This is a genomic window from Klebsiella sp. GG_Kp146 (assembly GCF_040061975.1).
In the GTDB taxonomy this organism is placed as follows: domain Bacteria; phylum Pseudomonadota; class Gammaproteobacteria; order Enterobacterales; family Enterobacteriaceae; genus Klebsiella; species Klebsiella quasipneumoniae.
In genome coordinates this window covers 65697-88116 of sequence record NZ_JBEAHA010000009.1, presented here as the reverse complement: position 1 = coordinate 88116, position 22420 = coordinate 65697, and the positions used below count along the sequence as shown (strand labels likewise).

Annotated in this window: 23 protein-coding genes and 1 CRISPR repeat array; of the genes, 12 read left to right on the top strand and 11 right to left on the bottom strand. The window is 47.1% G+C overall.

What is annotated here, in order from left to right:
• Nucleotides 1-2 precede the first annotated feature (2 nt).
• Complete coding sequence (locus ABLU95_RS10920) at nt 3-1034, top strand: CRISPR-associated protein Csf2 (protein WP_348879489.1); 1032 nt, start codon at nt 3-5, stop codon at nt 1032-1034.
• Between the two features lie 65 nt (nt 1035-1099).
• Nucleotides 1100-1489: direct repeats of the CRISPR family, unit length 24 nt; unit sequence GTGTATCCCCCGGTTGCGGGGGTT.
• A gap of 877 nt (nt 1490-2366) precedes the next feature.
• Here the strand turns inward: ABLU95_RS10920 and ABLU95_RS10915 are convergent.
• Nucleotides 2367-2780 (bottom strand): hypothetical protein, encoded by a 414-nt coding sequence (locus tag ABLU95_RS10915; RefSeq protein WP_348879488.1) that lies wholly within the window; start codon nt 2778-2780, stop codon nt 2367-2369.
• 305 nt (nt 2781-3085) lie between these two features.
• On the opposite strand from ABLU95_RS10915, the gene umuD reads away from it, so the two are divergent.
• The 4 genes from umuD to ABLU95_RS10895 all read left to right on the top strand — a co-directional run bounded on the left by umuD (nt 3086) and on the right by ABLU95_RS10895 (nt 5633).
• Nucleotides 3086-3508 carry a translesion error-prone DNA polymerase V autoproteolytic subunit gene (gene umuD / locus ABLU95_RS10910; protein ID WP_348854392.1) on the top strand — a complete coding sequence of 141 codons (423 nt, stop codon included), beginning with the start codon at nt 3086-3088 and terminating at the stop codon, nt 3506-3508.
• Nucleotides 3508-4779, top strand: a complete 1272-nt coding sequence (gene umuC / locus ABLU95_RS10905) for a translesion error-prone DNA polymerase V subunit UmuC (RefSeq protein ID WP_348879485.1) — start codon at nt 3508-3510, stop codon at nt 4777-4779. The genes umuD and umuC overlap by 1 nt, the downstream gene beginning before the upstream one ends.
• 93 nt (nt 4780-4872) lie before the next feature.
• The gene (locus ABLU95_RS10900; RefSeq protein ID WP_182940146.1) at nt 4873-5160 is read left to right on the top strand and encodes a DUF1778 domain-containing protein; all 288 of its coding nucleotides are present in this window, start codon (nt 4873-4875) and stop codon (nt 5158-5160) included.
• Nucleotides 5148-5633: a GNAT family N-acetyltransferase gene (locus tag ABLU95_RS10895; protein WP_348879483.1), complete on the top strand. Its 486-nt coding sequence runs from the start codon at nt 5148-5150 to the stop codon at nt 5631-5633. Before ABLU95_RS10900 ends, ABLU95_RS10895 begins: the two co-directional genes overlap by 13 nt.
• 90 nt (nt 5634-5723) lie before the next feature.
• On the opposite strand, the gene ABLU95_RS10890 is transcribed toward ABLU95_RS10895, so the two are convergent.
• Complete coding sequence (locus tag ABLU95_RS10890) at nt 5724-5984, bottom strand: hypothetical protein (protein ID WP_348879481.1); 261 nt, start codon at nt 5982-5984, stop codon at nt 5724-5726.
• 10 nt (nt 5985-5994) lie between these two features.
• Nucleotides 5995-6324, bottom strand: coding sequence for a hypothetical protein (locus ABLU95_RS10885; RefSeq protein ID WP_348879480.1), 330 nt, complete (start codon nt 6322-6324; stop codon nt 5995-5997).
• Nucleotides 6325-6721: 397 nt separating this feature from the next.
• Here ABLU95_RS10885 and ABLU95_RS10880 point away from each other — a divergent pair, with 397 nt between their 5' ends.
• The 4 genes from ABLU95_RS10880 to ABLU95_RS10865 all read left to right on the top strand — a co-directional run bounded on the left by ABLU95_RS10880 (nt 6722) and on the right by ABLU95_RS10865 (nt 9101).
• Complete coding sequence (locus tag ABLU95_RS10880) at nt 6722-6943, top strand: type II toxin-antitoxin system Phd/YefM family antitoxin (protein WP_182940149.1); 222 nt, start codon at nt 6722-6724, stop codon at nt 6941-6943.
• A complete protein-coding gene (locus ABLU95_RS10875) occupies nt 6940-7317 on the top strand; it encodes a type II toxin-antitoxin system death-on-curing family toxin (protein ID WP_182940150.1) in 378 nt (125 codons plus the stop codon). The genes ABLU95_RS10880 and ABLU95_RS10875 overlap by 4 nt, the downstream gene beginning before the upstream one ends.
• Before the next feature lie 474 nt (nt 7318-7791).
• Nucleotides 7792-8043, top strand: a complete 252-nt coding sequence (locus tag ABLU95_RS10870; RefSeq protein WP_348879477.1) for a hypothetical protein — start codon at nt 7792-7794, stop codon at nt 8041-8043.
• Between the two features lie 86 nt (nt 8044-8129).
• The gene (locus tag ABLU95_RS10865) at nt 8130-9101 is read left to right on the top strand and encodes a Hok/Gef family protein (protein ID WP_348879476.1); all 972 of its coding nucleotides are present in this window, start codon (nt 8130-8132) and stop codon (nt 9099-9101) included.
• A 191-nt stretch (nt 9102-9292) separates the two neighbouring features.
• Here ABLU95_RS10865 and ABLU95_RS10860 read toward each other — a convergent pair whose 3' ends face one another.
• Together ABLU95_RS10860 and ABLU95_RS10855 are read right to left on the bottom strand one after the other, a co-directional pair.
• Nucleotides 9293-9670 carry a phosphonate ABC transporter substrate-binding protein gene (locus tag ABLU95_RS10860; RefSeq protein WP_348879475.1) on the bottom strand — a complete coding sequence of 126 codons (378 nt, stop codon included), beginning with the start codon at nt 9668-9670 and terminating at the stop codon, nt 9293-9295.
• A gap of 454 nt (nt 9671-10124) precedes the next feature.
• Nucleotides 10125-10454, bottom strand: a complete 330-nt coding sequence (locus ABLU95_RS10855; RefSeq protein ID WP_348879473.1) for a hypothetical protein — start codon at nt 10452-10454, stop codon at nt 10125-10127.
• Between the two features lie 1349 nt (nt 10455-11803).
• Here ABLU95_RS10855 and ABLU95_RS10850 point away from each other — a divergent pair.
• The 3 genes from ABLU95_RS10850 to ABLU95_RS10840 all read left to right on the top strand — a co-directional run bounded on the left by ABLU95_RS10850 (nt 11804) and on the right by ABLU95_RS10840 (nt 13633).
• Entirely contained in the window at nt 11804-12091 is a 288-nt protein-coding gene (locus ABLU95_RS10850; RefSeq protein WP_348879471.1) for a hypothetical protein, read from the top strand.
• A gap of 208 nt (nt 12092-12299) precedes the next feature.
• The gene (locus tag ABLU95_RS10845) at nt 12300-12647 is read left to right on the top strand and encodes a hypothetical protein (RefSeq protein ID WP_348879469.1); all 348 of its coding nucleotides are present in this window, start codon (nt 12300-12302) and stop codon (nt 12645-12647) included.
• Nucleotides 12648-13354: 707 nt separating this feature from the next.
• Nucleotides 13355-13633: a hypothetical protein gene (locus ABLU95_RS10840; protein ID WP_256681984.1), complete on the top strand. Its 279-nt coding sequence runs from the start codon at nt 13355-13357 to the stop codon at nt 13631-13633.
• A 50-nt stretch (nt 13634-13683) separates the two neighbouring features.
• Here the strand turns inward: ABLU95_RS10840 and ABLU95_RS10835 are convergent, their stop codons facing one another.
• Genes ABLU95_RS10835 through mobH form a run of 6 tightly spaced genes read right to left on the bottom strand, consistent with a single transcriptional unit; the run spans nt 13684 to nt 22405 of the window.
• Complete coding sequence (locus ABLU95_RS10835) at nt 13684-14457, bottom strand: nuclease-related domain-containing protein (protein ID WP_348879466.1); 774 nt, start codon at nt 14455-14457, stop codon at nt 13684-13686.
• A 2-nt stretch (nt 14458-14459) separates the two neighbouring features.
• The gene (locus ABLU95_RS10830) at nt 14460-15596 is read right to left on the bottom strand and encodes a S49 family peptidase (RefSeq protein ID WP_348879464.1); all 1137 of its coding nucleotides are present in this window, start codon (nt 15594-15596) and stop codon (nt 14460-14462) included.
• An 8-nt stretch (nt 15597-15604) separates the two neighbouring features.
• Nucleotides 15605-16279 carry a DUF4400 domain-containing protein gene (locus tag ABLU95_RS10825; RefSeq protein ID WP_009653243.1) on the bottom strand — a complete coding sequence of 225 codons (675 nt, stop codon included), beginning with the start codon at nt 16277-16279 and terminating at the stop codon, nt 15605-15607.
• Nucleotides 16280-16302: 23 nt separating this feature from the next.
• Nucleotides 16303-17391, bottom strand: a complete 1089-nt coding sequence (locus ABLU95_RS10820; RefSeq protein WP_009653239.1) for a hypothetical protein — start codon at nt 17389-17391, stop codon at nt 16303-16305.
• Between the two features lie 2 nt (nt 17392-17393).
• Nucleotides 17394-19520: a conjugative transfer system coupling protein TraD gene (gene traD / locus ABLU95_RS10815; protein ID WP_009653241.1), complete on the bottom strand. Its 2127-nt coding sequence runs from the start codon at nt 19518-19520 to the stop codon at nt 17394-17396.
• Entirely contained in the window at nt 19517-22405 is a 2889-nt protein-coding gene (mobH, locus tag ABLU95_RS10810; RefSeq protein ID WP_348879461.1) for a MobH family relaxase, read from the bottom strand. The genes traD and mobH overlap by 4 nt, the downstream gene beginning before the upstream one ends.
• Nucleotides 22406-22420: the final 15 nt, after the last annotated feature.

The following is a 22420-nucleotide window of genomic DNA, read 5'->3' as shown; positions in this document are numbered from 1 at the left end:
ATATGAGAACTTTAAATTTCAACGGTAAAATTTCGACTTTAGAACCAATGACCGTTTCCTTAAAAAATGCAGTCACAACTACAGGGCATCGTTTGCCTCGCAACGGTGGCTTCAATTCCGCACCGTATTTCCCCGGCACCAGCATTCGAGGTACCCTCCGCCATGCTGCTCACCTGGTCGTTGTCGATCGTGTGGGTCTCAATACCGAAGGTAAAGCTCCGTTCGACCTTGCCGAGCACTTCATGCTCGCCCAGGGCGTAGATATTAATGGTGAGGCGGAAACTTTTGCTGCAGGCGAAATTAATGCCGGTTCTGAACTGCGTAGCAAAAATCCCTTGCTCAGTCTTTTTGGCCGCTGGGGTCTGAGCGGGAAAGCTGGCATTGGAAATGCTATTCCGACAGGTGATAACCAATGGGCTATGTTTGGCGGCGGGGCTCGCGCCATTATGTTTGAAAGAAACGAAAACTTGATGGATTATCTTGAGACGGACCAGGTCGACCGCCTTGAACGGCTGTTGGAAGAACAGGCAGAAGCCAGTGTTGATATCTCCCAGATTAAATCTGAACAAGACGCAATCAAAAAAGAGATGAAGTCTGCAGATAAAGACGCGAAGGCTGAGCTCCAGATCAAATTGAAAGTTCTGGACGAAAAGATTCAGGCAAGGAAGGACCAGAAACAGGAATCCCGTGAATCTATTCGACGTCCTATCGACCCGTACGAAGCATTCATTACCGGCGCAGAACTCAGCCACCGCATGAGCATTAAAAATGCGACTGACGAAGAAGCCGGACTGTTCATCTCAGCGCTAATTCGTTTTGCTGCTGAACCTCGTTTTGGTGGTCATGCAAATCATAACTGTGGGCTGGTGGAGGCAAACTGGACAGTGACTACCTGGAAACCGGGCGAGTTGGTCCCCGTTACTCTGGGGGAAATCAGCATCACACCTAATGGCGTAGATATTAAAGGGGATGAGCTGACCACGATGTTGAAGGCATTCAATGATAATCAATCGTTTGATTTCACGGCCTGCTAACGCCATGAGTTGGTAGATTTGAGTGGCTCATTTAAATAGTTTGCAATCAATGGGTTATATTTGGAGTGTATCCCCCGGTTGCGGGGGTTGTCGGTGATGCCCTGCCGCTGCGGGCAGAAAAATTGTGTGTATCCCCCGGTTGCGGGGGTTGTCGGTAACTTTTACTCGTGCCCTGGACTATTTCAGCGTGTATCCCCCGGTTGCGGGGGTTGTCGGTCACTTTTCCAGAAAAATTTTTTGTAAAAACCGTGTATCCCCCGGTTGCGGGGGTTGTCGGCAGTGACTGGTCCGGATCGGTGGAGAGCTGTAGTGTATCCCCCGGTTGCGGGGGTTATCGGGCTCTGAGGATGATATGCACCGGCACAGGCGCGTGTATCCCTCGGTTGTGGGGGTTATCGGATGGAGATGAGCGGCGTTTCCGGCTTATCTGGGTGTATCCCCCGGTTGCGGGGGTTATCGGTTGTATGACCGGGTTCCACCTGGTGTCTGGAAGTATGTTCCCCGCTAGCGGGTTTATCGGAATGTTGACCAGCAGCTCACCAACCTGGAGGAGTATGTCCCCCGCTAGCGGGGGTTATCGGAACTGGTTGTGGACGTGTTTCTTTCTGGGGTTGTATTTCCCCTCGCATGGGGGGTTATCGGTGCCTGAAACGGCTTACGCCACAGGGGGGGGCCGTATGTCCCCCGGGTGCGGGGGTTTTCGGGCCTGGTTGCTCTGGAACTACAGCGACAACATGTATTTCCCCCGCTGCTGGGGGTTAACGGCAGCTTAACGACCCGGTTTCTCAGTTTGGCTGGTATGTCCCCCGGATGCGGGGGTTAATGGGTTCCCTGCACCAAAACGCTGGTGGTAGCTAAGTATGTCCCCCGCTAGCGGGGGTTATCGGCCACGGTCCGGCAGCTATATCGCAAGATAGTAGTGTACCCCCGGGTGCGGGGGTTATCGGATGCTGAGCCAGCTTAAACTGTGTGTCTGTCCCCCGTTGGCGGGGGTTATAGAGCAGTTGGCCTTTTCGGAATTGATGGTTTGCGGTGCGTGCCCCGTAAACGGGGGGATGGACGATAGAGAAAGCTCTCTTTGATTCCTCTCTTGTGTGCCCACAATCTCGTGGGGAGTGATGCGAATGAATTTTGGCGAGTAGGGGCGCATCCCTGATTTCGTCTAATGGATTAACTCAAATAGTAGCGCGTCCCTGGCAATTTCTTCTCCTGCCTTCATGAGGAAGCAACTCAATATTGGAGTATTTTCTCAAGGAAAGTTACTTTTCTGTCGTATAGACGTTTGCACAAATTTCAACTCAATAACCTAATATCCTAGATAGCTCCACTGTATTATGCCTGGTTCCAAGGGGTTACATACGAGTTATCAGGTCGTTTTAATCTAAAGTTGTTGTACGGAAATTCTCCATGGCGCTCTACTATCCATATTTCCTTGAGCACTTCATCGCGTTCTGAGTTCGGATTAACGATGAATGCTTGTACGGTATCATCTTCCTGATCGATGACAATACATCCCGACTGAAGGTCATCGTCAGATGAGGTAGGACAAACTTTATTCCCATATACTATTGCAACACTTCCGTGATCGTTAATTTTCCAACCAGGAGAAATAGCTATTGATGGTAGCTTAAACGTTCCCTCTAAGAAAACCTGCTTTACATAATGGTCAACCGAGTCTTTAACTTGATCGCAACCAGTAAGCAATAAGCCTGACATTATTGTTAGAGTGATAAGTTTCATTTTCATTTTCGATGCCCTCCTTTTTTTAAAATTTATCACCTGTCGAAGATTTAATCATTATTTTATGAGTCACAAATGTGAATTAAAGGGCTTATGCAATCAAAATGGAGTGTTCGGTCAGATTCATCAGTTGATATCAGATGGTAGACGCCCTTTATGCTTGTGTTTGGGTTTGCCCAGATGAAAAACAGCCAGTAATTATGGATTTACGAATGACGTCGCTAACCTGTTACCTGATGGGCTGGGCACCGCCTGAAACATAATTTATACTGTTTATTTATACAGTTATATTTTGTGGCGAGGTTAGCTATATGTTATTGGTTCCTAAAGAAAATCTGGTGCAACTTAACATTCCACTGTTTCTTGAGTTATGCCCCGCCGGTTTTCCAAGCCCAGCCCAAGACTATACCTCCAGTGAGTTAGATCTGAACGATTATTGCATAAGGCATCCCTCTGCAACCTACTTTGTCAGGGCGCAGGGAAACAGCATGCAGGATGTAGGAATGCGGGATGGAGATTTGCTGGTGGTGGACCGTTCACTACGTCCTCAGAACCGAGACATTGTGATTGCCGAAGTGGACGGAGGCTTCACAGTTAAACAGCTCCAGACTACCCCCAGACTGGCCCTTCTGCCCATGAATAATGCCTATTCGCCTATTTACCCTAATCCTGATGAACTTACTATTTTCGGCGTGGTGACACATTGGGTTCACCGTGCCAGGGGGAATCTCTGATGTATGCACTGGCTGATGTAAACAGCTTTTATGCAAGCTGCGAAAAGGTGTTTCGCCCTGACCTCCGAGATAAGCCTTTGGTAGTTCTCAGTAACAACGATTCCTGCGTAATAGCGCGGTCAAAAGAAGCCAAAAAATTAGGCATTCCTATGGGGGTGCCCTGGTTTAAATTACGGGAACAGAAGTTCCCGGAGCCGGTGATGGCCTTCTCCAGTAACTTCGAACTTTACTCTAGCATGAGCGGCAGAGTGCATTTCTGTCTGGAAGAATTATCTTCTAAGGTGGAAGAATACAGCATCGATGAATCCTTTATTTTGGCTGATGGTATTGATAACTGCATGACGTTTGAGGAATACGGACATCAGCTGCGCGATCATGTTTTCCGCTGTACTGGACTGACTATTGGTGTGGGGTTGGCTCCGACCAAAACCCTTGCGAAAGCCTGCCAGTATTCCAGCAAGACCTGGCCCCAGTTCGGAGGGGTACTCGCGCTGACTGCAGGCCAGCGTAATCGGATCGACAAGATGCTTTCTCTGATGCCGGTAGAGGAGGTGTGGGGGGTTGGTGGACGAACCACGAGTAAGCTTCATGCAATGGGCATAACCACTGCGCTGGAGCTGGCTAGGGCAAACCCTGCATTCATACGAAGAAACTTCACTGTAGTCCTTGAGCGTACCGTAAGAGAACTCAGGGGGGAAAGTTGTATTAATCTGGAAGATGCCCCTCCGCCAAAACAACAGATCGTATGCAGCAGGAGCTTTGGACAGCGCATTACAACGTATGAATCCATGCGGCAGGCAATTTGCCAGTATGCTGAACGTGCTGCGGAAAAGCTGCGGCAGGAACGTCAGTACTGCGGCCACCTGTCTGTTTTCATTAAAACCTCTCCTTTTTCCAAAAATGAACCGTATTACAGCAAAATTGCAAGCGAGCGACTCAGCATCCCATCACGTGATACACGAGACCTTATTGCAGCTGCTGGGCGTGCTCTGGATAAGATCTGGAAAGAGGGACATAACTACGCCAAGGCAGGCGTCATGCTGAACGATTTCAAACCTGCTGGCGTGACTCAGCTCTCGCTGTTTGATGAAGGGAAGCCTTATGCGAACAGCGATGCACTCATGAACGTACTGGATACGATCAATAATTCAGGCAAAGGCAAAGTATGGTTTGCAGGTCGAGGCATCGCACCGGCGTGGACAATGAAGAGAGACATGCTCTCTCCGGCTTACACGACCCGGTGGAATGATATTCCGACTGCAACGCTTTGACAGGCAACAATCAGGAAAGGGCAGTTTCATATCCTAAGCTGGTGTCGTATAGCAGTTGCTATACGCAATGCCTGTGTTATTATTGTAAAGCAAATGCTATACAAGGGGTTCCCGATGAAATCAGATGTTCAACTTAACCTAAGAGCCAAAGAATCGCAGCGAGCGCTCATTGATACCGCTGCGAACATCCTCCACAAATCGCGTACAGACTTCATTCTGGAAATGGCCTGTCAGGCAGCAGAGAATGTGATACTCGATCGCCGTGTCTTTAATTTTAACGATGAGCAATATGCAGAGTTCATCGACATGCTTGATGCTCCGGTTGTGGATGACCCTGTGGTTAACAAGCTGCTGGCAAGGAAACCACAGTGGGAAGAGTAACCACACCAGAGCCTTTATCCAGTCACCATCAACTGGCGGAGTTCGTTAGCGGTGAAGCGGTACTCGATGACTGGTTAAAAATGAGAGGTCTTAAAAATCAGGCTATAGGTGCTTCGCGAACATTCGTAGTTTGCAGGAAGGAAACGAAACAGGTCGTCGGCTTTTATTCTCTTGCTACGGGTAGCGTTAACCATACAGAAGCTACAGGCAGTCTCCGGCGTAACATGCCTGACCCCATTCCCGTCATCATACTTGCCCGTCTGGCTGTCGATCTCTCATTCCGAGGGAAAGGGCTTGGTGCTGATTTACTGCATGACGCGGTACTGCGTTGCTATCGGGTAGCAGAAAACATCGGTGTCCGTGCAATCATGGTCCAGGCGCTGACAGAGGAAGCCAAAAGTTTCTATGTGCACCATAGTTTCAGGCCCTCACAAACCCAGCCTATGACATTGTTCCTTAAACTCCCTCAGTAGCGTTCAGGGTTAGTTATGTCTGTGGCATAGGCAAAAAAAAGCCCACCAAAGTGGGCAAATACAACAACTACACACAGCAACATGGATGATTCAGGGCGTTTCTTCATAAACGTTATAGTCACACATCGCACCGCTATAATTTTGTAAACTTCGGGCTCTGTTCATGGCACAACTGAATGCATTAGAACGGTCGCCAGCAGTACCGTTATGACCGAAGCGGGCGATTTCTCTTGGACGCTCATAGCTGCATTCTTCGAGTACGACAAAGGTACCTGCTATACTGTTCAGCAACTTAACACCAAGGCCATCTTTTTTGGTATTTTTTAGTTGATAATACGCTGTAAAAGTCATTAGAACCTACTTAGTCAGAGCTTCTCATGGACATCTGCACAATTTTAGATATTGGTTCCACAAGGAAAGAGGCGAATCCCCGGACAGTGTTGAAAACTACTTCAAGCGCAGTGCGCTCAGTTAAAAACCAGAGGGATGTTAGGAAAATCATCAGCATCACAATAGCTATTGTGTAGTCGAACCATGTGGTCAGCTTTAGACCTACTCTTTTTTCCAGCCAAGGTGATACTTTTGCATAATAAATTCCAAGCAGTACGATGATTGAAAAACCAAACAAAAAATGTGCATATGGAGTTACATATGTTTCAAATATTTTATGCCAGAAAATCTCATTAGACATTTAAAGCAATCACCCAGAAGATTAATGGAAATTGATTCGGTTGATAATAAACTATAATGTTAATGTGTCAATCCATGAAAAATGATGAAAGAAGCAATCAGAAAAAATATCCGGACATATCGCTCAGTGAAGACGGGGCATCTTATCTGGATGGAGGATGAATGTCTGAGCAGATAAACACTGACAGTTTATTAGTTTCGATAACGGTTCGGAGAGATAACTCATTTCATAAACAGTGAAAAATTATGGGGAGCGCGAAGCAGGAAGTAACTTTTTATGCTGAACTCATCATGCCGAAATAATTACTGACAACCATATTTACATTAGTGCACTTTCGTTAATGGGCGGCATAAGGTACACTTTAAGTGTACATTTCAACTGCACATAAGAGGGGCAAATGAAATCATATACTGCAACCGAAGCCCGGCAATCGATCTCCGAAGTGATGGACATCGCCTCCTCCGGGGAACCTGTTGAGATCACCCGTCGTGATGGAACGTCAAATGTCCTGATTAGCCGGGAAGAGTTCGACGCCTGGCAAAATCAGAAGCTGGATGCCGAATTTGCGGACATCATGCAGCATTATGGCAAACCAATTGAAGCGTTGACCAACCGATGAAGTGGGTTAGCGCTAAAGAGGTTATCGGCATCCACGACCGCCTGTTAGCGTTGCTGGCGGGGGTGCCGGGAATGCCAGATCCGGACCGTGCTGAGGCCATTATATACCGGGTTCAAAATCGACATTTCTATGAATCAGTTGATGATCTCTTTGAGCTGGCTGCAACTTATCTGGTGGCTATCGCTCGTGGGCATATCTTCAACGACGGGAATAAACGTACAGCTCTCGCGGTCTCGATGTTGTTTCTTCGACGCAATGGGATCGTTCTGGCTGTTACCGGGTCAGTACTGGACGATTTGACGGTTGACGCGGCCACAGGCGATTTGCTGGTGGACCAGGTGGCCCAAGTGCTACGTAAGCAATGCTACAACTGATCTTCAAAGCGAGAAAACGATGCTAAAAGCTAAAATTGTCTGCAAGAGTGTAGAAGTATCATGTTGCTACTGCGGTGAAACGCTCCCTGAACCATCTACCGGTTCTTTTTTCTGGATACTGACAGAAGTTGAAAAACATAGCACGGTAAAATGTGAAAACTGCGGAAAATTGAACAAAGTGAGCATCCCTGTTCGAGTATCCACTTAGATTTAATTGGCTAATATCTGACTGTTGTTGAATATTTCTCGGAATTAAATTATTTCATAAACAGTGATAGATTATGAAATTCCCAGACAATTTAATAGCGACTTCAACGCGCTCGCTTCACAATATAAAAGACATTAATCGAGTCCCATCGAACGGCATAACCCGTTAATTAAATTGGGGCTTGATGGATTTGTTTTTATTGCTATCCTGGTTCTCAGAAAGGGTAAATAAAGACCCGAAATATCTAATCCAATAATGAGGGTTCTATGAGAACTTCAATTACATATCCCGAAGTCAAAAGTATCTATGCCCGGTACGGCGCTCGCATATCTGAAAACGACTTGCTGGTAATAATGGCTCAATGTAATGAGCAAGCAGACGTGGTTTATACCGATATTGCCGGAAAACCCATGGAGCCGCGAACAGCTGATCAGTGGGCACACTTTTTCGCTAAGCAGTATGCCGATGAACAGGACTCTGATGACATTGCAATGGCCCGCTTTCAGGCTGACGCATAGAGAGAGTAATTCACCGACAGGGTTTTCACGGAACTTCCTGAGCATTCTTAAGGGAGCGCTGCAACGTTAAAGACAGGAACAATAAAATGACCACAACACAAACCATCACTGCTGCAGAGAATGAAGATGTGTTTACCCGTGTTATGACCACGCTGTTGGAGTTGGCAAAACACGAGGGCGATTACATGTTGCATGATGCCATCCGTCGGGCGGATATCGATATCGACGAAGATACATTTTTCGGCATGGTTGGGGGGCACAAGCAATCCGCTGCACAATGCGTCCGCTTACTCAGGCGCTGCGGGGCTATCACAAGTGAAGCAGTGTACGACCTTGCGTCGAGCGTCGAGCGTCTGGCTCTACGCCTTGCCCGCGATGAATGGCTGAGGGATATGCCGTTGCCGTTAAAATCCCTGGCATTTTATCAGGATGAGGCAACAGCAAAACGCGAAAGCTACCTGGTCAATCAGAAAGAGAAACAGTATCGGTTCAGTGTCTATGTCACAGGGCGTGTGGAATACCCTGAAGATGACCCTATGCAAGGCACCTACATCACAGACGGGACATTCCTGCTGGGTAAAGCCCAGACCGTGGCTGACGCGCTGGAACGGGCAAAGGAAGCCGCTATGCGCGGTGAATGGAACGAACGTGGGGAGGAAGAGGATAGTTATGACCCGTGGATGTGCAGAGACTGCGGACCGGTCAGCTTTTCTGAAAAAACGATCGAAATCCGGGATGAAAAAAACCGGCAGGTGCTGGCCGGGAATGCCTGTAACCTGGAATGGTACGGCCACGTTGCCAGCCTGGACGAAATCCACAGAATCAGAGAAGAACAGCAAGCTCTCTATGAGGAAGCCCGTAAGGAAAGCGGCTGGGATAATTATGAAACCGCCCGCCAGCTGCGTCAAAAGGCAGATCTCTTAACTGCGGGTATCGTGGATGAATGCTGGCGCAACCATCCGGACGTTATTAAAGCCGTGAGGGAGTTTCATTATCCGGCGTTCATGGATGAAGAGGCGATCGCCTTTAACGCGGACGAGGACATGGGGATAGCATGACGGCCAGCTGGTGGCGGGTGGGTCAGGCATGTACAAGTCAAACCCGCTCAAGTATCAGGCGGGCCAGCTGGCGCACGCCGATCACCCCAGAAACCCGGAACCTTTCTTCTGATTGCGATTTTTGGAAGCGACTGAAATTACCGGCGAAACAGGGAGGAAGTTGAACGAAGGCGGGCAATCCTATACCGCTGTCAGGGCTCAGTAAAATATTCCGTGGCGTATTCAACCGCATCCAGCGATGCGCAGCCTGTCATACCGAAGTAACGCCGGTCAGTTACGCCGTCAATCCTGAACGGTACCAGCGTACCTGTTTGTCCTACCTGCACCTCTCGTTCCTCAATGATCACATCCTTTTGAGTTAAATGGGGCTTCGAAAACAGCCGTTCGCCATTTAACAGGACATTCTTCAAAACGGCGGCTGTGGCCTGCTCTGTCGTCACTGAAGGACAGGCGCGTATATCCGCCCGGAGAGACGCACGGGCGTCCAGCCAGTACCACGCAATAAGCACTGCTATAAACACGGCCAGCGCTAAAACAGATATCCCTGCTACTTTAAAAAACTTCATCATGGGCAGCACCACTTACCGATAATTTAACACCGGGCAGAAATATGACACAGAAACATAATGTCAACCATCCCAGATAATGTCAGTGGTCGGAAAGGATGACTGGGGTAAACAAAACACAATCAGAGGAAAAGCTATTTATGACCGGCAGCATTGATCCGGTATGAGTTTGTATAATGCCTGGATAAATACGGGTGAGGTAAGAGGCATCATTCTTAAGTGGTTACAGAGAGTTCATCATGCCTGGTAAATTACGGGTTGTCGGGTATGCCGCAATAATGAATCTTCAGGCGTAGAAAGTAACTTTTGTCGCTGGTGGGTGGAAAGCAGGCAACAAGACGACCAGGACGTCAATAACGTCGTAACTTCGGGGGACGCTATCTCCACCCCAGAGGTCCAGTCTTTGGCATCAGATATAAAGCCTTCAGGAAGCGCACAGCGCGACAGCTGGCGCTCTTTAGCTGCATTGCCTGTAGTTGCGGTTAAGTTCGACCCGGTATGCCTCTGAGTCCATGTATGAATGATCTGCCGCGTTCCTTCTCAGCGTGTCGGACACAAACACATCATTAGCCAGTGTGTCCTGCATGCGTTTTATGGTCATTGTGTCATTGCAATTATGTTTACGCACACTGGCAATATCAGAAATAATCAATCCCATTACCGGAGACAGTTCATATAACGCGATTATATATTTTTTCTCTGGTGGTCTGGCATCCGTGTCAGTTTCTGCAGCAATACTGAGCGCAAATGGAGCACAAAGAAGAAGGAGTAGTATTACTTTAGTCATGGTTTCTTCTTCCTTGAGCCACGGTAGGCATAATATGATAGGTAGGATACAAAAGAGAAAAACACAAAAAGGATGTAAAACCAGACCCTCAGGGCTTTAATTTCTTCATCTGAGACCAGAAAGGTCAAAGCAGATATTATGGCGAAACAGATGAGTGTCAATGTGAGTGTAAGCATAAATACAAACTTATCATCTGAAGTAGTAGGAATGAGGCATGATTCTTTCCGATCGCTTTTGTGTTCCATGTAGGCTCTCTATTAATGTTGGATGAACATGCGATAATATTATCACAACAGGCCATGAGATTCGGATGGAGTAAATCTGAAATACCTTGATGGCGGCGATAAATTTAGTTAATCCGAAAACACAATAATCGGGTATAGGAATGCTCTTCAGTAACTCAGGAGCAGTGCGAATAGTTAGTTAATACTGACAGTGGCGGTTCATTCGCACCCATAGAATGCCGTTGTGCTGGCCCCGAAAGGGAGAACGTAAGGCAACTGGTGGATAGCGATGTAAGCTGCAGGTCAGGGACGGAAAAGAACCAGAGTCAGTTATTACTGCCCCCGGTCTAACGATATATGACATCAACGATGAAGAACGGCAGGGAGAGGGGCAGGACGACTGCTGGCACTTTCTACTTACAATGCTTATAGGTATCGTTCAGGGCCGCCCGGTATGTATCAGACCCTAGATAAGAAGGATCTTCTGCATTCTTTCTCAGCGTGTCGGGCACGAAGCTATCAAAAGCCAATATGTACTTCATACGTTTTATGGTGATTGTTTCATTACAATTATGCTTACGTACGTTCGAAATGTCAGAAATAATCGTTCCAATTTCAGGAGACAGCTCATGTAATGCAACTATATACTCATCATCATCATCTTGCGATATGGCATTGAAATCGATTTCTGCAGCAATGCTGGACACAAACGGGACACACAGAAGAAGGGACAGTATTACTTTATTCATTAGTCTCTCGGCTTTGTTAATGAGTAGGCAGAAATGATGTCTGCATGACTGATGATTATCAGTCCGTTTAAAACGGTAACATCAAAATATTCTGCTGGCAAATAAAAGCGTATAAATAAAATGAGCAAACAAAAAATCATTATCTCTCGTTGATATTGGTTTTGCTGGCGGAAGTTGGCAATCTTACAAAATAGACAATCAGATGAAAGTTACTTTAATACATCACCAGACGCTAATCGGATGTGCCTGGATGATTGCGAGTGGGTAATTAAACCGCGAAAAAAATCCTTAAATGGGCTGAATTCTCTAACCAGTGTCTACGAGAGCCACAATGACTCTGTATAATGGCAACATCTTCCTACAAAACGGCATCCACATGAATATCAAAATTCAGGACCCACTTTCCAAGTCTCAAATCATTGTCAGGGATACGAGATTCGTAATCCGTGGGCTTGCAGCAATGACTGCCTATTTCTTCAGGACATTTCCTTTCGCGTTCTTCTACGTGTTGCTGGGACTCTCTCTGGCGTTAGATGCGAATAATGTACCGTTGAATGGGCTTATGCAGGAGGGTATGCTCATTAAGCTATGCGCCTATGCATTACAAGCAAACTTGCTTTGGCTTGGACTAAAGGTGTCGATGAGTTCAGATAAATTTTTCTAGGGGCATAAGCTTCATAGCACCTGACCCATAAGGGAAAAGTAACTTTCTGAGTCATGGATTTAAACCTTTAATCTTGTTGCTGGTGGCTGATCAGTGTGCCATTCATTTGGAATGAGAATTTATATAATGAAAAAACACACCATATTCTCCAGGATAAGTAACTTTTTGGTCACCATCGGTGAGACTATAACCTAAACAGGAGTCGCTAATGTATAGCCGTTTCATGAACGATCCGCTCGACGAGGAATACCTGCTTTCGCCAGGTATTGCGGGTTCCTACACTGATGGTGAAATCCCGGAAGAAGAGATAGAGGTAATGGCTGCGCTAATAAGATTCAAATACAAAGGAGACCAGGTATTGTCCTTAAACCTATGTTACAGGCTGTTTCGTTATCAATATTACAGGAAAGCCAGGATTTCATTCGACAAAAGCAGGTTAACGCTGGTGGACGTGGTTAATCGTTCCCCATTCCACAAAGCGGCGATGCTGCGTATATACAGTGATTTGCCAGAACAAAGTATTGCACGTAGGGTACTGGTTGATTTTATCAGGTAGGCTGTTAGCTCTTTCTAAAGCCAAAACGTAAATTGTGGGCTGGTACATTAGACAGCCCAAATAAAACTAAATGGCAATCAGAAGTAACAATGTATCTCACCGGTCAGCTCGTGTACACCGACCCTAGGAAGCTCACGCACAAGCGCTCTGCGGCGCTCCTGGCATCTGCCTGTACCGCTAGGCCACCGCTTACTGCCATGGCTCATTCTCACCGGAATGATGCCGTAGTGCAGGCTTCCAAAGGGAGATGACTCGCAGCTGCGGGCTCAACCGTAAGTAATCTGATACAAACTGACATTCAGTCGCCATTCAAACAGGACGTGGCAGAGACCTGTTAACCCACCATTCCTCCCGGGCGTCAATCAGCACAAAAGTCACTTTTAACCACCGGGATTCGCCGGGGTCATCACATCACAGTACCCCATAATTTATGGTTGTTTAGGATTACCCGATCACCTTATTCAAAAACACCGGTTGAATATCGACTCCATTATTTCTCACTGTTTATCAGAAGCATTCCTGCAACTGTCATTGCATCCGTTTTTTATAGCGTGGATGAAAATAGGGGCTTTGAGGAAGCCTTTGAATCTTTATAATAAGAGACTGGTAAAGCTGCTGGTGGACCTGACATGACATTTCTTAAATCTCTGGACTCACCGCCATTCATCGCAACGTATCGTTGGGCGGGCTCATTCGATGGACGGTATATGCCTCAGGCGTATTCACTTCTGCAGGACCTGAATCTCCGTCACTACCTGCCGGTGGTCAATGCCGAGTTTGATATCTGTGTCATTCACTGCGGCAAGGAGTGGTGGCGCTTCAGGCTGGTGGATGTGAAATCTGATGAACATCAGAAAAGGATGGTGGCCCGGACGGCATACCGGCTAAACCAGTCAATGGGGATCGCCGAGCAAATGGTCAACATGATCCACGCCTGGCAGTCGGTGCCTCACCTTAACCCACCGGCATCTGACTATATAAACTAAACAGGGCCCGCTGGTGGCCCTGTTTATATCTGATGATGAAACGGGTAGCGCTATTCGCGGTACTGTTTATGGATGACTTCAGACCGCTTACGTGAAAATAACTTTTTCAGCGCACGGAAGAACAGGGTGGTTGTCAGTAACGTAAAATAGGTCACTCTGTGCGGTACGGATATGGGTTGCCGGTGTTTCAGTTTCAGTGAATAGACGTGCCCGAGGTCGGTCAGCAGCGTCTGGGGAAGCATAGCTTTACGCAGGTCATTTTCGATCCAGCCAGTTTCCTCCACACTAAAAACAGGCTCTGCCTCGTACGAGGTGAACTTGTTCCCAAGGTCATCACAATTAGAGCACAACCACTCCGGTACGGGGTCCGCCATGAACTTACTGCGCCCGGTCAGTAACACGACGTTGATGATGTGCTTATCATCCCTCTTTATAGCCCGACATACGCCTGATATGTGCGTTTTATTCTGGAGGAACGGATTCAACATCCTGTGTTTCGCTTTACCGTAGCCGTACACCACCGTCCATGATTTATCGTCGAGGGCACCGTAAATGTCACCGGCATAATGCTTCTCTTCGATAATGAAGATCCCTTTCGTGCTGATAAATATATGGTCAATCTGTGTCGTCTGCGATGAATTCAGCGGAAGAGTAACATCTGATATGAGTCTTCCCTCCAGATCGGCCAATAGTCCTTTCAGGGCATTACGCGTACGCTGTTCACTGAACATGTTACTGATAAGCGGCCAGACGCACAGAATAATGCATGACAGAATAAGCATGACGAACACCAGAAAGATGGTCGATAACGTGGTCAGGTCCATCGTCACCTCACCGGGCTGGTGGGATTCAACGCACCGGACAGCGTCTCTTTCAGATTAACGTCCAGGGACAGCCCCAGCATGCTGCTTAACGTGGCTTTTGGCGCGTTATAGTCTCGAAAACGTGTGGTGCCATAGACGATGCTCAGCCGTTCACGCACCTCAGTGCTGGTGGCTGTATCATCGATAAGGCCAAACTGCTTCGCCCGGTCACCCAGCCAGAAACGCCCTGTGTAGAGCAGTTCTTTATCCGCCTGTTCACGGGAAAGTAACTTTCCTTTGCGGCCAAATTCGACATCATGAATAAACTGTTCATGCATTTTGTCGAGCAACTCACTATGCAGAAATGCTTTGGTTTCGTCATCAATGGGACGCCATGGGTCAAGGGATGCTTTATAGGCACCGGCCGTTAACGGTTCGTTAGCCACGCCAAGGCGATCCATAATCCTGGACACATCCCAGTGGTCCATACGTACGCCGATGCTGCCGATAATAGCGTTAGGATCTGCATAAATGGCATCTGCCGATGAGGCGGCGTAATAACAGGCAGAGGCGCACATATTTTTAATGCTGACGATTATCGGTCTGACGTCACGGGCTGCTGCTGGTAATTTTCCGTTTCCGGTCCCCAGTGCTTTAAGGAGTGCCTGTTTAACTTCGTCGGCTGGCGCTGGTGGTGTGTCATTTTTATTCGATGACTCAATCTGGCCTGAATTATCTATAGTGATGCCCGGAGCCCCATGAAGGGATGCCCTCAGCGCATTTATTTCCCTGTAAATATTGATGGCGTCAGACGGGCCGCCACCACCAGATTCGGCATCGATGAGAATCGCTTTGGCGTGGGGATTATTCCACGCTTCGCGTAAAGCACGGGCAATAATAACCCCATCACCTGTAGGGGTGCCTGTTCCCATTTCACCATGAATACGGATGACCGCAATATGGTCCGCGCCTTTCCCGTTCTTCTGTTTATCCTGATACATGGACCAGCCACTATAACCAGCAAAACCAATACCAATTATTGTCAGGACCATTTTTGATAACACATGCGATTTATACAAACGGAAAAATTTCTTACTTTCACGTGATACCACATCCTGAACAGAACCTGTTTCAGGTTGAGGTGGCCTTTTTTTGAACATATATTTCCTCACATGAGTTTTTGGTAATGCGCAAGAAGCCGGTTAATGGCAATAGCAAGCAACGCCAGAGCAAGCGGCGGGAAATACTGTGTCAGCCCGTAGAATAAATTCAGGTTAGGGACGACCAGATACGCAAATAACAACACGCCGATTATCGTCAGCGAGCGGAACCAGAGGCGGTAGAGCTGAATTGTAACATCACCAAAAACAAATCTCTTCATTTTCCACTGGTAATAACCATCCAGCGCTAAGGCTATCATCAGGGGCAGGAATGTGAAAAACCAGCCTACCAGCAGATACCACCGGTAAATGGCCTGGTACATCATTAGAGGGATGTTTCGGGCTGCGGTATAGCTCGGGCTCATGAATTTGTTTACCGCAAGGTTCATCCCCTTCGCCGGTTTTGTTTTATCATCCTCGGGTAAAAGAACTTTATTTATGTAACTCGTGAGATTTAATTCTACAAAGAGATAATTAAACGTCTTTTCCGTATTCTGGGTCACTTTCTGCCATCTGTTGACATCCATAAGCGATTTGCTGGCGTTCACCTCCGCTCTGATATCTTTATAAAGGGTTTTCGTGTCCTCCAGATAAACGTTGAACAGAAAATAAATCAACAGACCCAGCCCTAACCCAAAGCGCAGCATCGTCATGCGCTGCGCCGCCATATCTTTTTCAGCCATTAGATTCACCTGCAGGTTTGTTATTAATCGGAAAACAGTCCGGTCCAGATGGTAGCCAGACGGATGTTCGTTGCTCTGTCGAGGTAGTGATTCTTCCAGCCATGAAGAATGCCCGAACAGGCAAGGTCATCCGATGCGATCAACCTGGATATCAGAGAAAAAGTTACTTTTCGGCGCACGTCTGCATTTTTCCAGCGCACCTGGCCCGGGGAGGGCATATAAACCGTATCTTCATCTACTGGACGTAAACGAGAGAACTGGCTAAACGGCTCAGACCAGGGGGTCCACACTGCGCATAATGCATTTCCATTAAACCGGACGGGGAGGGACAACACCGACGCGGAGAACTCATCGAGAACCGACTGAATAATACAGCTCTTGCGGTACATCGATGGCTGGTGGCGGTTGCCCAGGATTGAAAGGTCAATGACCCGGTTGAAAAGAGATGTGTATTCATCAGATGGATCGCACAGGTTCCCGCTCCATAAAAGTAACTTTTCTTTCAGGCCGGAGATAAGGGCATCCTCTTCGAAAATGCCAAGGTCATGCTGGTGGATGTCGGGCACCTTTCCGTTTCGTTTACGGCGCATCACCTGATATTCAACCTTTTCAGGCATGTCAAGGAAAAGGGAAAGTAATCCTGAGATATCGACAAACGCGGGTAACAGGTACCATCCCAGCCGCTCTGAGTTAACTTGGATGAATGCCATGCGTTCCTGATTGGTATCTATCTGGACGTCAACCCTGTGGCTCTTAGCCATGCTGGCGGCCAGCAGCTGACTGAGCCAGTCGGTGAAAGGACCCTGCGATACTGACCAGTTGTAAGACACTTCCTTATCGTCGTGCGTCACGATGGTGACGGCATACCGTATGATAAAAAATTCGGACAGCGTCCGGGCCAGCACATCCAGACTCTCAATGGTGTCATGGGCATACACCTTATAAAGATCACCGGTAAGTTTCTGTGCATACCGTGACAGTATTTCCGGAAGGGCCTCATCGTCAACATCAATGCCGTACTGTTTCAGCGCCTTATTGGCGCGTGATATATATTTGGGTTGAGTTGAATTCATACTGAGCAACGATGCCCGGGAAACCTGTTTTCGCTCCATAATCAGACCACCTTTTGTGATTTACTCAGGATTTCATCAACATTGAGATTGCGTCTCATTTTCAGTTTGTAGGGCGATTTCATCACCATTTCGACTAACCCGGTCGACCTGCGCATTGCCTTTCCCGGTATGGTTATCGGCATCTGTCCCACGATTTTTCGGCCGTCCTGAAGGCAGGCTATAAAATGAAGAGTTGGTATCATTGAAAGCAACTCCTGCGGAATAGCACTCACCATTGTGGTGGACTTTCGTTCGGAAATTGAACCATTGAAATCGGTATGTGACTGTTTGGTGCCTGCGCTGGTGGTATAGGTGACCTGGTTCATTGATACGTTGGCCTGGCCCACTTTCGTCAGGACAAGCTCCTGTGTTTTAGCATCTGTCACACGTGTACAAATGTAGTTGTTGCAAAGGCCTGTCAGACGGTCAGCTGTATCGGCGCTGGTGGCTGAAACGAAGTCTGATATGGTCTGTGTTGAGATGAACAATGCCAGTTTGGCTGCTCGGCCCTGGGCAAGCAGGTTAATCATCTGCATGTTGATAGCCTGATGCGCCTCGTCAATAAAAATGGATACCCGGGGCGCGGTCGATAAATCAGAGGCTGTGTTATAGCGGCTACCCGCTTCTGCGGCGATATCAGAGGTAATCAGCTGTGAGAGGTCGCGAGCCGTTGCCGGATCAGACAGACCATCCAGCGAAATATAGAGCACACCGCCGCTGTTGAAGAGCCCGTGGCTGTTAACGATATTACGGTCCGGGTTTTCAACGTCATTAGCCGAAAGCAGGATATCCATTGGGCTTTGCGACAGGCGTTTGAGCATAGGCATAAGGCTGGCTGTGATTTTGTAATAGTGGGTTTCATCACCGGCGATATACTTGAAACATTCGAGAACGGTATCCATGCCATACATGACTTTTGGCGAGTTATCCTGAAAGTAATTAGTATAAAAATATCCCTGCAGATTCTGTATTTCGTTAGCCAGGTCCAGATTGGGCGATACCTGCAGAGTTAAGTTCCATTCCGGACCGAGGTGGTACTCATAGAAACCCCGGAGCGCATTACGCGTGGTGACGATCAGGTCCTGTTTGGAACGAATCGAATAATAGATATTCTGAATGGTTGGCTTTTTCCCGCCGAGTTTCAACGCGCCAATAGCTGTGGTTACCAGACCTTCAGCAATGCGGAGGAAGGGATCCTCGCCACCTTCAGTACCGGCAATAATACTCATAATACGGGCTGACAGGTCCGTATCCTTGACGTAGTTGGCGCTGATATCATAGGAGACAGATTTAGAGGGGTTACCTGCATGGAAGTGCATGTAGGGTTTACCCAGGCTCTCGCACTCCTCTTTTAACCCATCCTGCCACTGATAATCATTCTTTGGGTCAACAACAAGAACGATATGCCCGAGATGAAGCATCGAGCTGGACAAAAGACGCTGAAGCACGGTTTTACCGGTACCAACGTTACCTGTGATAAGGGTATGCCCAAAGAAATTCTCTTCATTGACGAAAATCGGAACCTTTTTATCAACGCCGAAAATTGAATAGTTCCCGCCGAGGTCAGTCGCGAGTTTTCGATAATGACGGGTTACAGGATTCAGCACAAAAGGTAACTGAACTTCATGTAAATCACTGGAGAGGTTATGAACCTGGTAGGTCCGTTCTGAGTGTTCCGGTCCCCATTTGAAACCGTTGCATAAAAAGGTTGTACGCTGGGGTAGCTCCACCTTTTCTTTCCTGCGTAAAAGCCGGTTCACCGGATTCTTCGCGGGAGCGCCCCCGGTCTCCTGAAGGGTCACCAGCTTCTGGTATTTCCGGTCATCGGCAAAGTAATGTGCGTTGTTAATCATTCGAAAATCTTCAAGAGACAGGAAGTCCATTGAACGATGAAATAAACGCCAGTGTGCCCGGAAAACAGGTACACCATGCCATATCCGCCAGCTGGCAAAGGCAATCAACCCTAGGGCGCAATAGAAGGGGATCTCGCTGATGCCATATGTCTGACTCCATGAATCAATAAGCACATAGATGGAAAAAAAGACCAATATCACGGCAGAGCGAAACTCCAGCGCAGGACGGTAGAGCATCTCCTGAGTGTGTAAATTATTGCGACTCCGGCGTTTCATAACCCTTCCTCCTGGTGATTAAAGAAAGCAATAAATTCGTCATAAAAGATATTGTTGCGCTGTGCGCCCTGTTGAATGTCTTTCAGGCGGATCATGTAGTGTCGGATAGGTCTACCAAACCCCACCTTTACCTTAGCAATAGGGAATTGAGAAAAAGCAGAGCGGAGTTTTGCTAACTCATCCTGATCAAACCCCCATGAAGCGATATCTTCAGTGATTCGAAGCCGGAGGCAAAAGTTGATATCGGTCACCACGACAGTAAGCAGCAATTGTCTGACCGTAATTGAGGTGTTATTCAGTCTGATTTTATTTAGGAGTGTGATGATCGTATCAATATCAGATTGAAGGGTATCGCTGTCAGTTGCACCAGCAACCTCATCTGTTGGCAATGGAAGTAATTCAGCTTCCTCAATATTTTCTGTAATGACAATCGCCGGGTCCGTAATAATATGATCCTGTCGTGCAAACAACTCTTCAAAACCACGATTGATTTCACTGAAGCCTTCCTGTTCCTGCTCATCGGCCGCATCAACAACCGTGGAATCCGTAGAATTACCCGTTACAGATTCAAGGAGTTGCCGGTTTTTCGTAAGTTCACCCGCTCCATGGATGTCAGTTGACACATCAGGCAGTTCCCCCCTCATCTGAATAGCGCTGTCATCCTGTGAGTACATATCGTAATCCCCCCATGACTGGTCCGCGTCATCTGTCTGAATGTCAGGGTATTCAGATGGTGGTATATCAGACGGCTCAAATTGACTATCTGTAGCCACGGGCAGCTCTTTTTCATAACGTTCAGGAGGAAGTGGCTCAGGATAAACATCGGTTTTTAATACCGATAAATTAAATGCTGATGCAGTCTCATCCGGTGTCACACCACCAAATAAATCTGAGGAAAGCAGAGGCAGCATCTCAACAGATTTTACATCGGGTTGATGACGTAGCTGAATAAGCGAAACCTCATTACTGAGCTGGGTATATCGTTTTCCGTCATTGGCCGGGACACTAAATTCTTCATTAATACTCCCGATTCTGAGCGAGAGTGTAAAGAGCTCAGACTCCATTAACTGAGTATCATCAAGGGGGGCAATAGACCGAATGTAACTGTCGGAGACGTGCAGCAGACCATCAATTAGTGCCATTTCAGACGGCGTAATCGCATTGTTATTAAACTGATGCTGTAGACGGGTTATGTATTCTTCCTTTGTAATTGCTTCCTTCTTCTTCTGTTTCTTGCTGGTGTTTTTTTGTTTGTTTTCTTTCTGCTGAGTTTCCACTTCCTCACTTGAAACCTGAGGGTTAGTGCTGTTCTCTTCGTCTGAGACGGAATTATCTTGATCAATGCTGACTGCCATTTCCTGCGCATTCTCAGATTGTTCAGCTGGTTTTGAATCAGGTTGTGGTGCATCATCCGGTGTAACAGGCTCATCAGTAAGATTACCATTACCAAGCCGAATTGATTTGATACCAATTGAGATCGGGCGAGTGTAAATCGTGTCATTACCTTTACGGTCGACATACACATAATCGTTCGTGTCATTGATACTAAATATCCCCGGAAGATTCTCTGGGATGACATCGTATTTAAACAGGAAACCTACCCATTTTATTTTTAAAAGCGAGTACCAGCTCAGGCCTTTGATGCCGTCACTAAACATTCGTTGAATGTCCATCTCAGTAAATTCACCGCGATGGAAAAAGTGAGCAATGCGTTGATCTCCGTATGGTTCTATATAGCCGCCATTCACTAATAAATCCGTCAGTGATTTTCGACCAATCTCGCCGTCCGGGAAATTAACACCCAGTTTTTTGAACTGATTCAGTATGTAATCAAGGGCTGTGTGTTCATTGATGTAAACAGCCCCTCCGATAATCATAATATGAACGGGAGAGGGACCATTCTGCCCGGCGAGTGTAGGTGATGAATCGAAGCCGTTGATGTTAAGCGCACTAATATTATCTTTTATAATTGAAATGGCACGAGCTGCGGTATCGGATGCACGAATGCCGGATTGCTTATCATAACGATAACTTGTGTCGGTACCGGTAGAATGCCAGTCGGCGGTCCTCATGCAACGGGATATAAAATCATCGCTGGTAGTGTAATTACCTAGGGAGGCAAGCATTTTATCGTACATTCGTTCTTTGACGACGTCACTCAGGTAATTCAGGCAGGTATCGTTCAGGCAACGTTCTAAAAAAACGGGAGCCCGTACAGAGTGGTCATTCGCAGTTCTTTTGCGCCATATGACTTCATAAGACATAATACGATTCGTATTAGCCCAGTCCATCAGGCTGGCTGAAAGTGGACGCCACGTACTGTTAACCCCAGGAGTTGAAGAAATAACGTCAACGTCAAATATTTTTCCTGCGTCATGTAACAGACCACAAATAAACGCAGCATAAAGGTACCGCCGTTTACGTACCTGCTCTTCATCCTGTAAACCAATAGGGCTAAGTTCAGTACTGTACGCGAATTTTAAAGCCAGAAAAGCCGTCTCCAGACTGTGTGTTAATAACCCCCCCGTACCTGCATGGTGATGATTCTCTGAGGCGGGTAGAAGGTGGATCCAGCGCGTAAATTCCATCAGTGGTTTGATAATCAGGTTCGTGAATGTATATGCTTCATCGCTCAGGTCAGAATTAGGGAGACCGATATACATATTGATTTCCTGCAACCGATTAGCATGGACAGACAGAATCTCACGCTCTGAATAGAGTGTTATACCCGTTGGCTTACTTGGATAGTCGAGGTAGTTTTGCACGTCCTTATTAGGCGTGTGCGGTATGTCATACTCATCATCCGTATCATAGACAATTTCATAGTCAGGCCCTCCGAAGAGGGCGACCCTAATTTTCATGAATAAACTGGATATAATACTCATATCAACCTGTTTGCT

Coding starts and splice junctions, on each gene's coding strand:
- ABLU95_RS10920 (WP_348879489.1), top strand. CDS start 3: ATGAGAACTTTAAATTTCAACGGTAAAATTTCGACTTTAGAACCAATG.
- ABLU95_RS10915 (WP_348879488.1), bottom strand. CDS start 2,780: ATGAAAATGAAACTTATCACTCTAACAATAATGTCAGGCTTATTGCTT.
- umuD (WP_348854392.1), top strand. CDS start 3,086: ATGTTATTGGTTCCTAAAGAAAATCTGGTGCAACTTAACATTCCACTG.
- umuC (WP_348879485.1), top strand. CDS start 3,508: ATGTATGCACTGGCTGATGTAAACAGCTTTTATGCAAGCTGCGAAAAG.
- ABLU95_RS10900 (WP_182940146.1), top strand. CDS start 4,873: ATGCTATACAAGGGGTTCCCGATGAAATCAGATGTTCAACTTAACCTA.
- ABLU95_RS10890 (WP_348879481.1), bottom strand. CDS start 5,984: ATGACTTTTACAGCGTATTATCAACTAAAAAATACCAAAAAAGATGGC.
- ABLU95_RS10885 (WP_348879480.1), bottom strand. CDS start 6,324: ATGTCTAATGAGATTTTCTGGCATAAAATATTTGAAACATATGTAACT.
- ABLU95_RS10880 (WP_182940149.1), top strand. CDS start 6,722: ATGAAATCATATACTGCAACCGAAGCCCGGCAATCGATCTCCGAAGTG.
- ABLU95_RS10875 (WP_182940150.1), top strand. CDS start 6,940: ATGAAGTGGGTTAGCGCTAAAGAGGTTATCGGCATCCACGACCGCCTG.
- ABLU95_RS10870 (WP_348879477.1), top strand. CDS start 7,792: ATGAGAACTTCAATTACATATCCCGAAGTCAAAAGTATCTATGCCCGG.
- ABLU95_RS10865 (WP_348879476.1), top strand. CDS start 8,130: ATGACCACAACACAAACCATCACTGCTGCAGAGAATGAAGATGTGTTT.
- ABLU95_RS10860 (WP_348879475.1), bottom strand. CDS start 9,670: ATGATGAAGTTTTTTAAAGTAGCAGGGATATCTGTTTTAGCGCTGGCC.
- ABLU95_RS10855 (WP_348879473.1), bottom strand. CDS start 10,454: ATGACTAAAGTAATACTACTCCTTCTTCTTTGTGCTCCATTTGCGCTC.
- ABLU95_RS10850 (WP_348879471.1), top strand. CDS start 11,804: ATGAATATCAAAATTCAGGACCCACTTTCCAAGTCTCAAATCATTGTC.
- ABLU95_RS10845 (WP_348879469.1), top strand. CDS start 12,300: ATGTATAGCCGTTTCATGAACGATCCGCTCGACGAGGAATACCTGCTT.
- ABLU95_RS10840 (WP_256681984.1), top strand. CDS start 13,355: ATGCCTCAGGCGTATTCACTTCTGCAGGACCTGAATCTCCGTCACTAC.
- ABLU95_RS10835 (WP_348879466.1), bottom strand. CDS start 14,457: ATGGACCTGACCACGTTATCGACCATCTTTCTGGTGTTCGTCATGCTT.
- ABLU95_RS10830 (WP_348879464.1), bottom strand. CDS start 15,596: ATGTTCAAAAAAAGGCCACCTCAACCTGAAACAGGTTCTGTTCAGGAT.
- ABLU95_RS10825 (WP_009653243.1), bottom strand. CDS start 16,279: ATGGCTGAAAAAGATATGGCGGCGCAGCGCATGACGATGCTGCGCTTT.
- ABLU95_RS10820 (WP_009653239.1), bottom strand. CDS start 17,391: ATGGAGCGAAAACAGGTTTCCCGGGCATCGTTGCTCAGTATGAATTCA.
- traD (WP_009653241.1), bottom strand. CDS start 19,520: ATGAAACGCCGGAGTCGCAATAATTTACACACTCAGGAGATGCTCTAC.
- mobH (WP_348879461.1), bottom strand. CDS start 22,405: ATGAGTATTATATCCAGTTTATTCATGAAAATTAGGGTCGCCCTCTTC.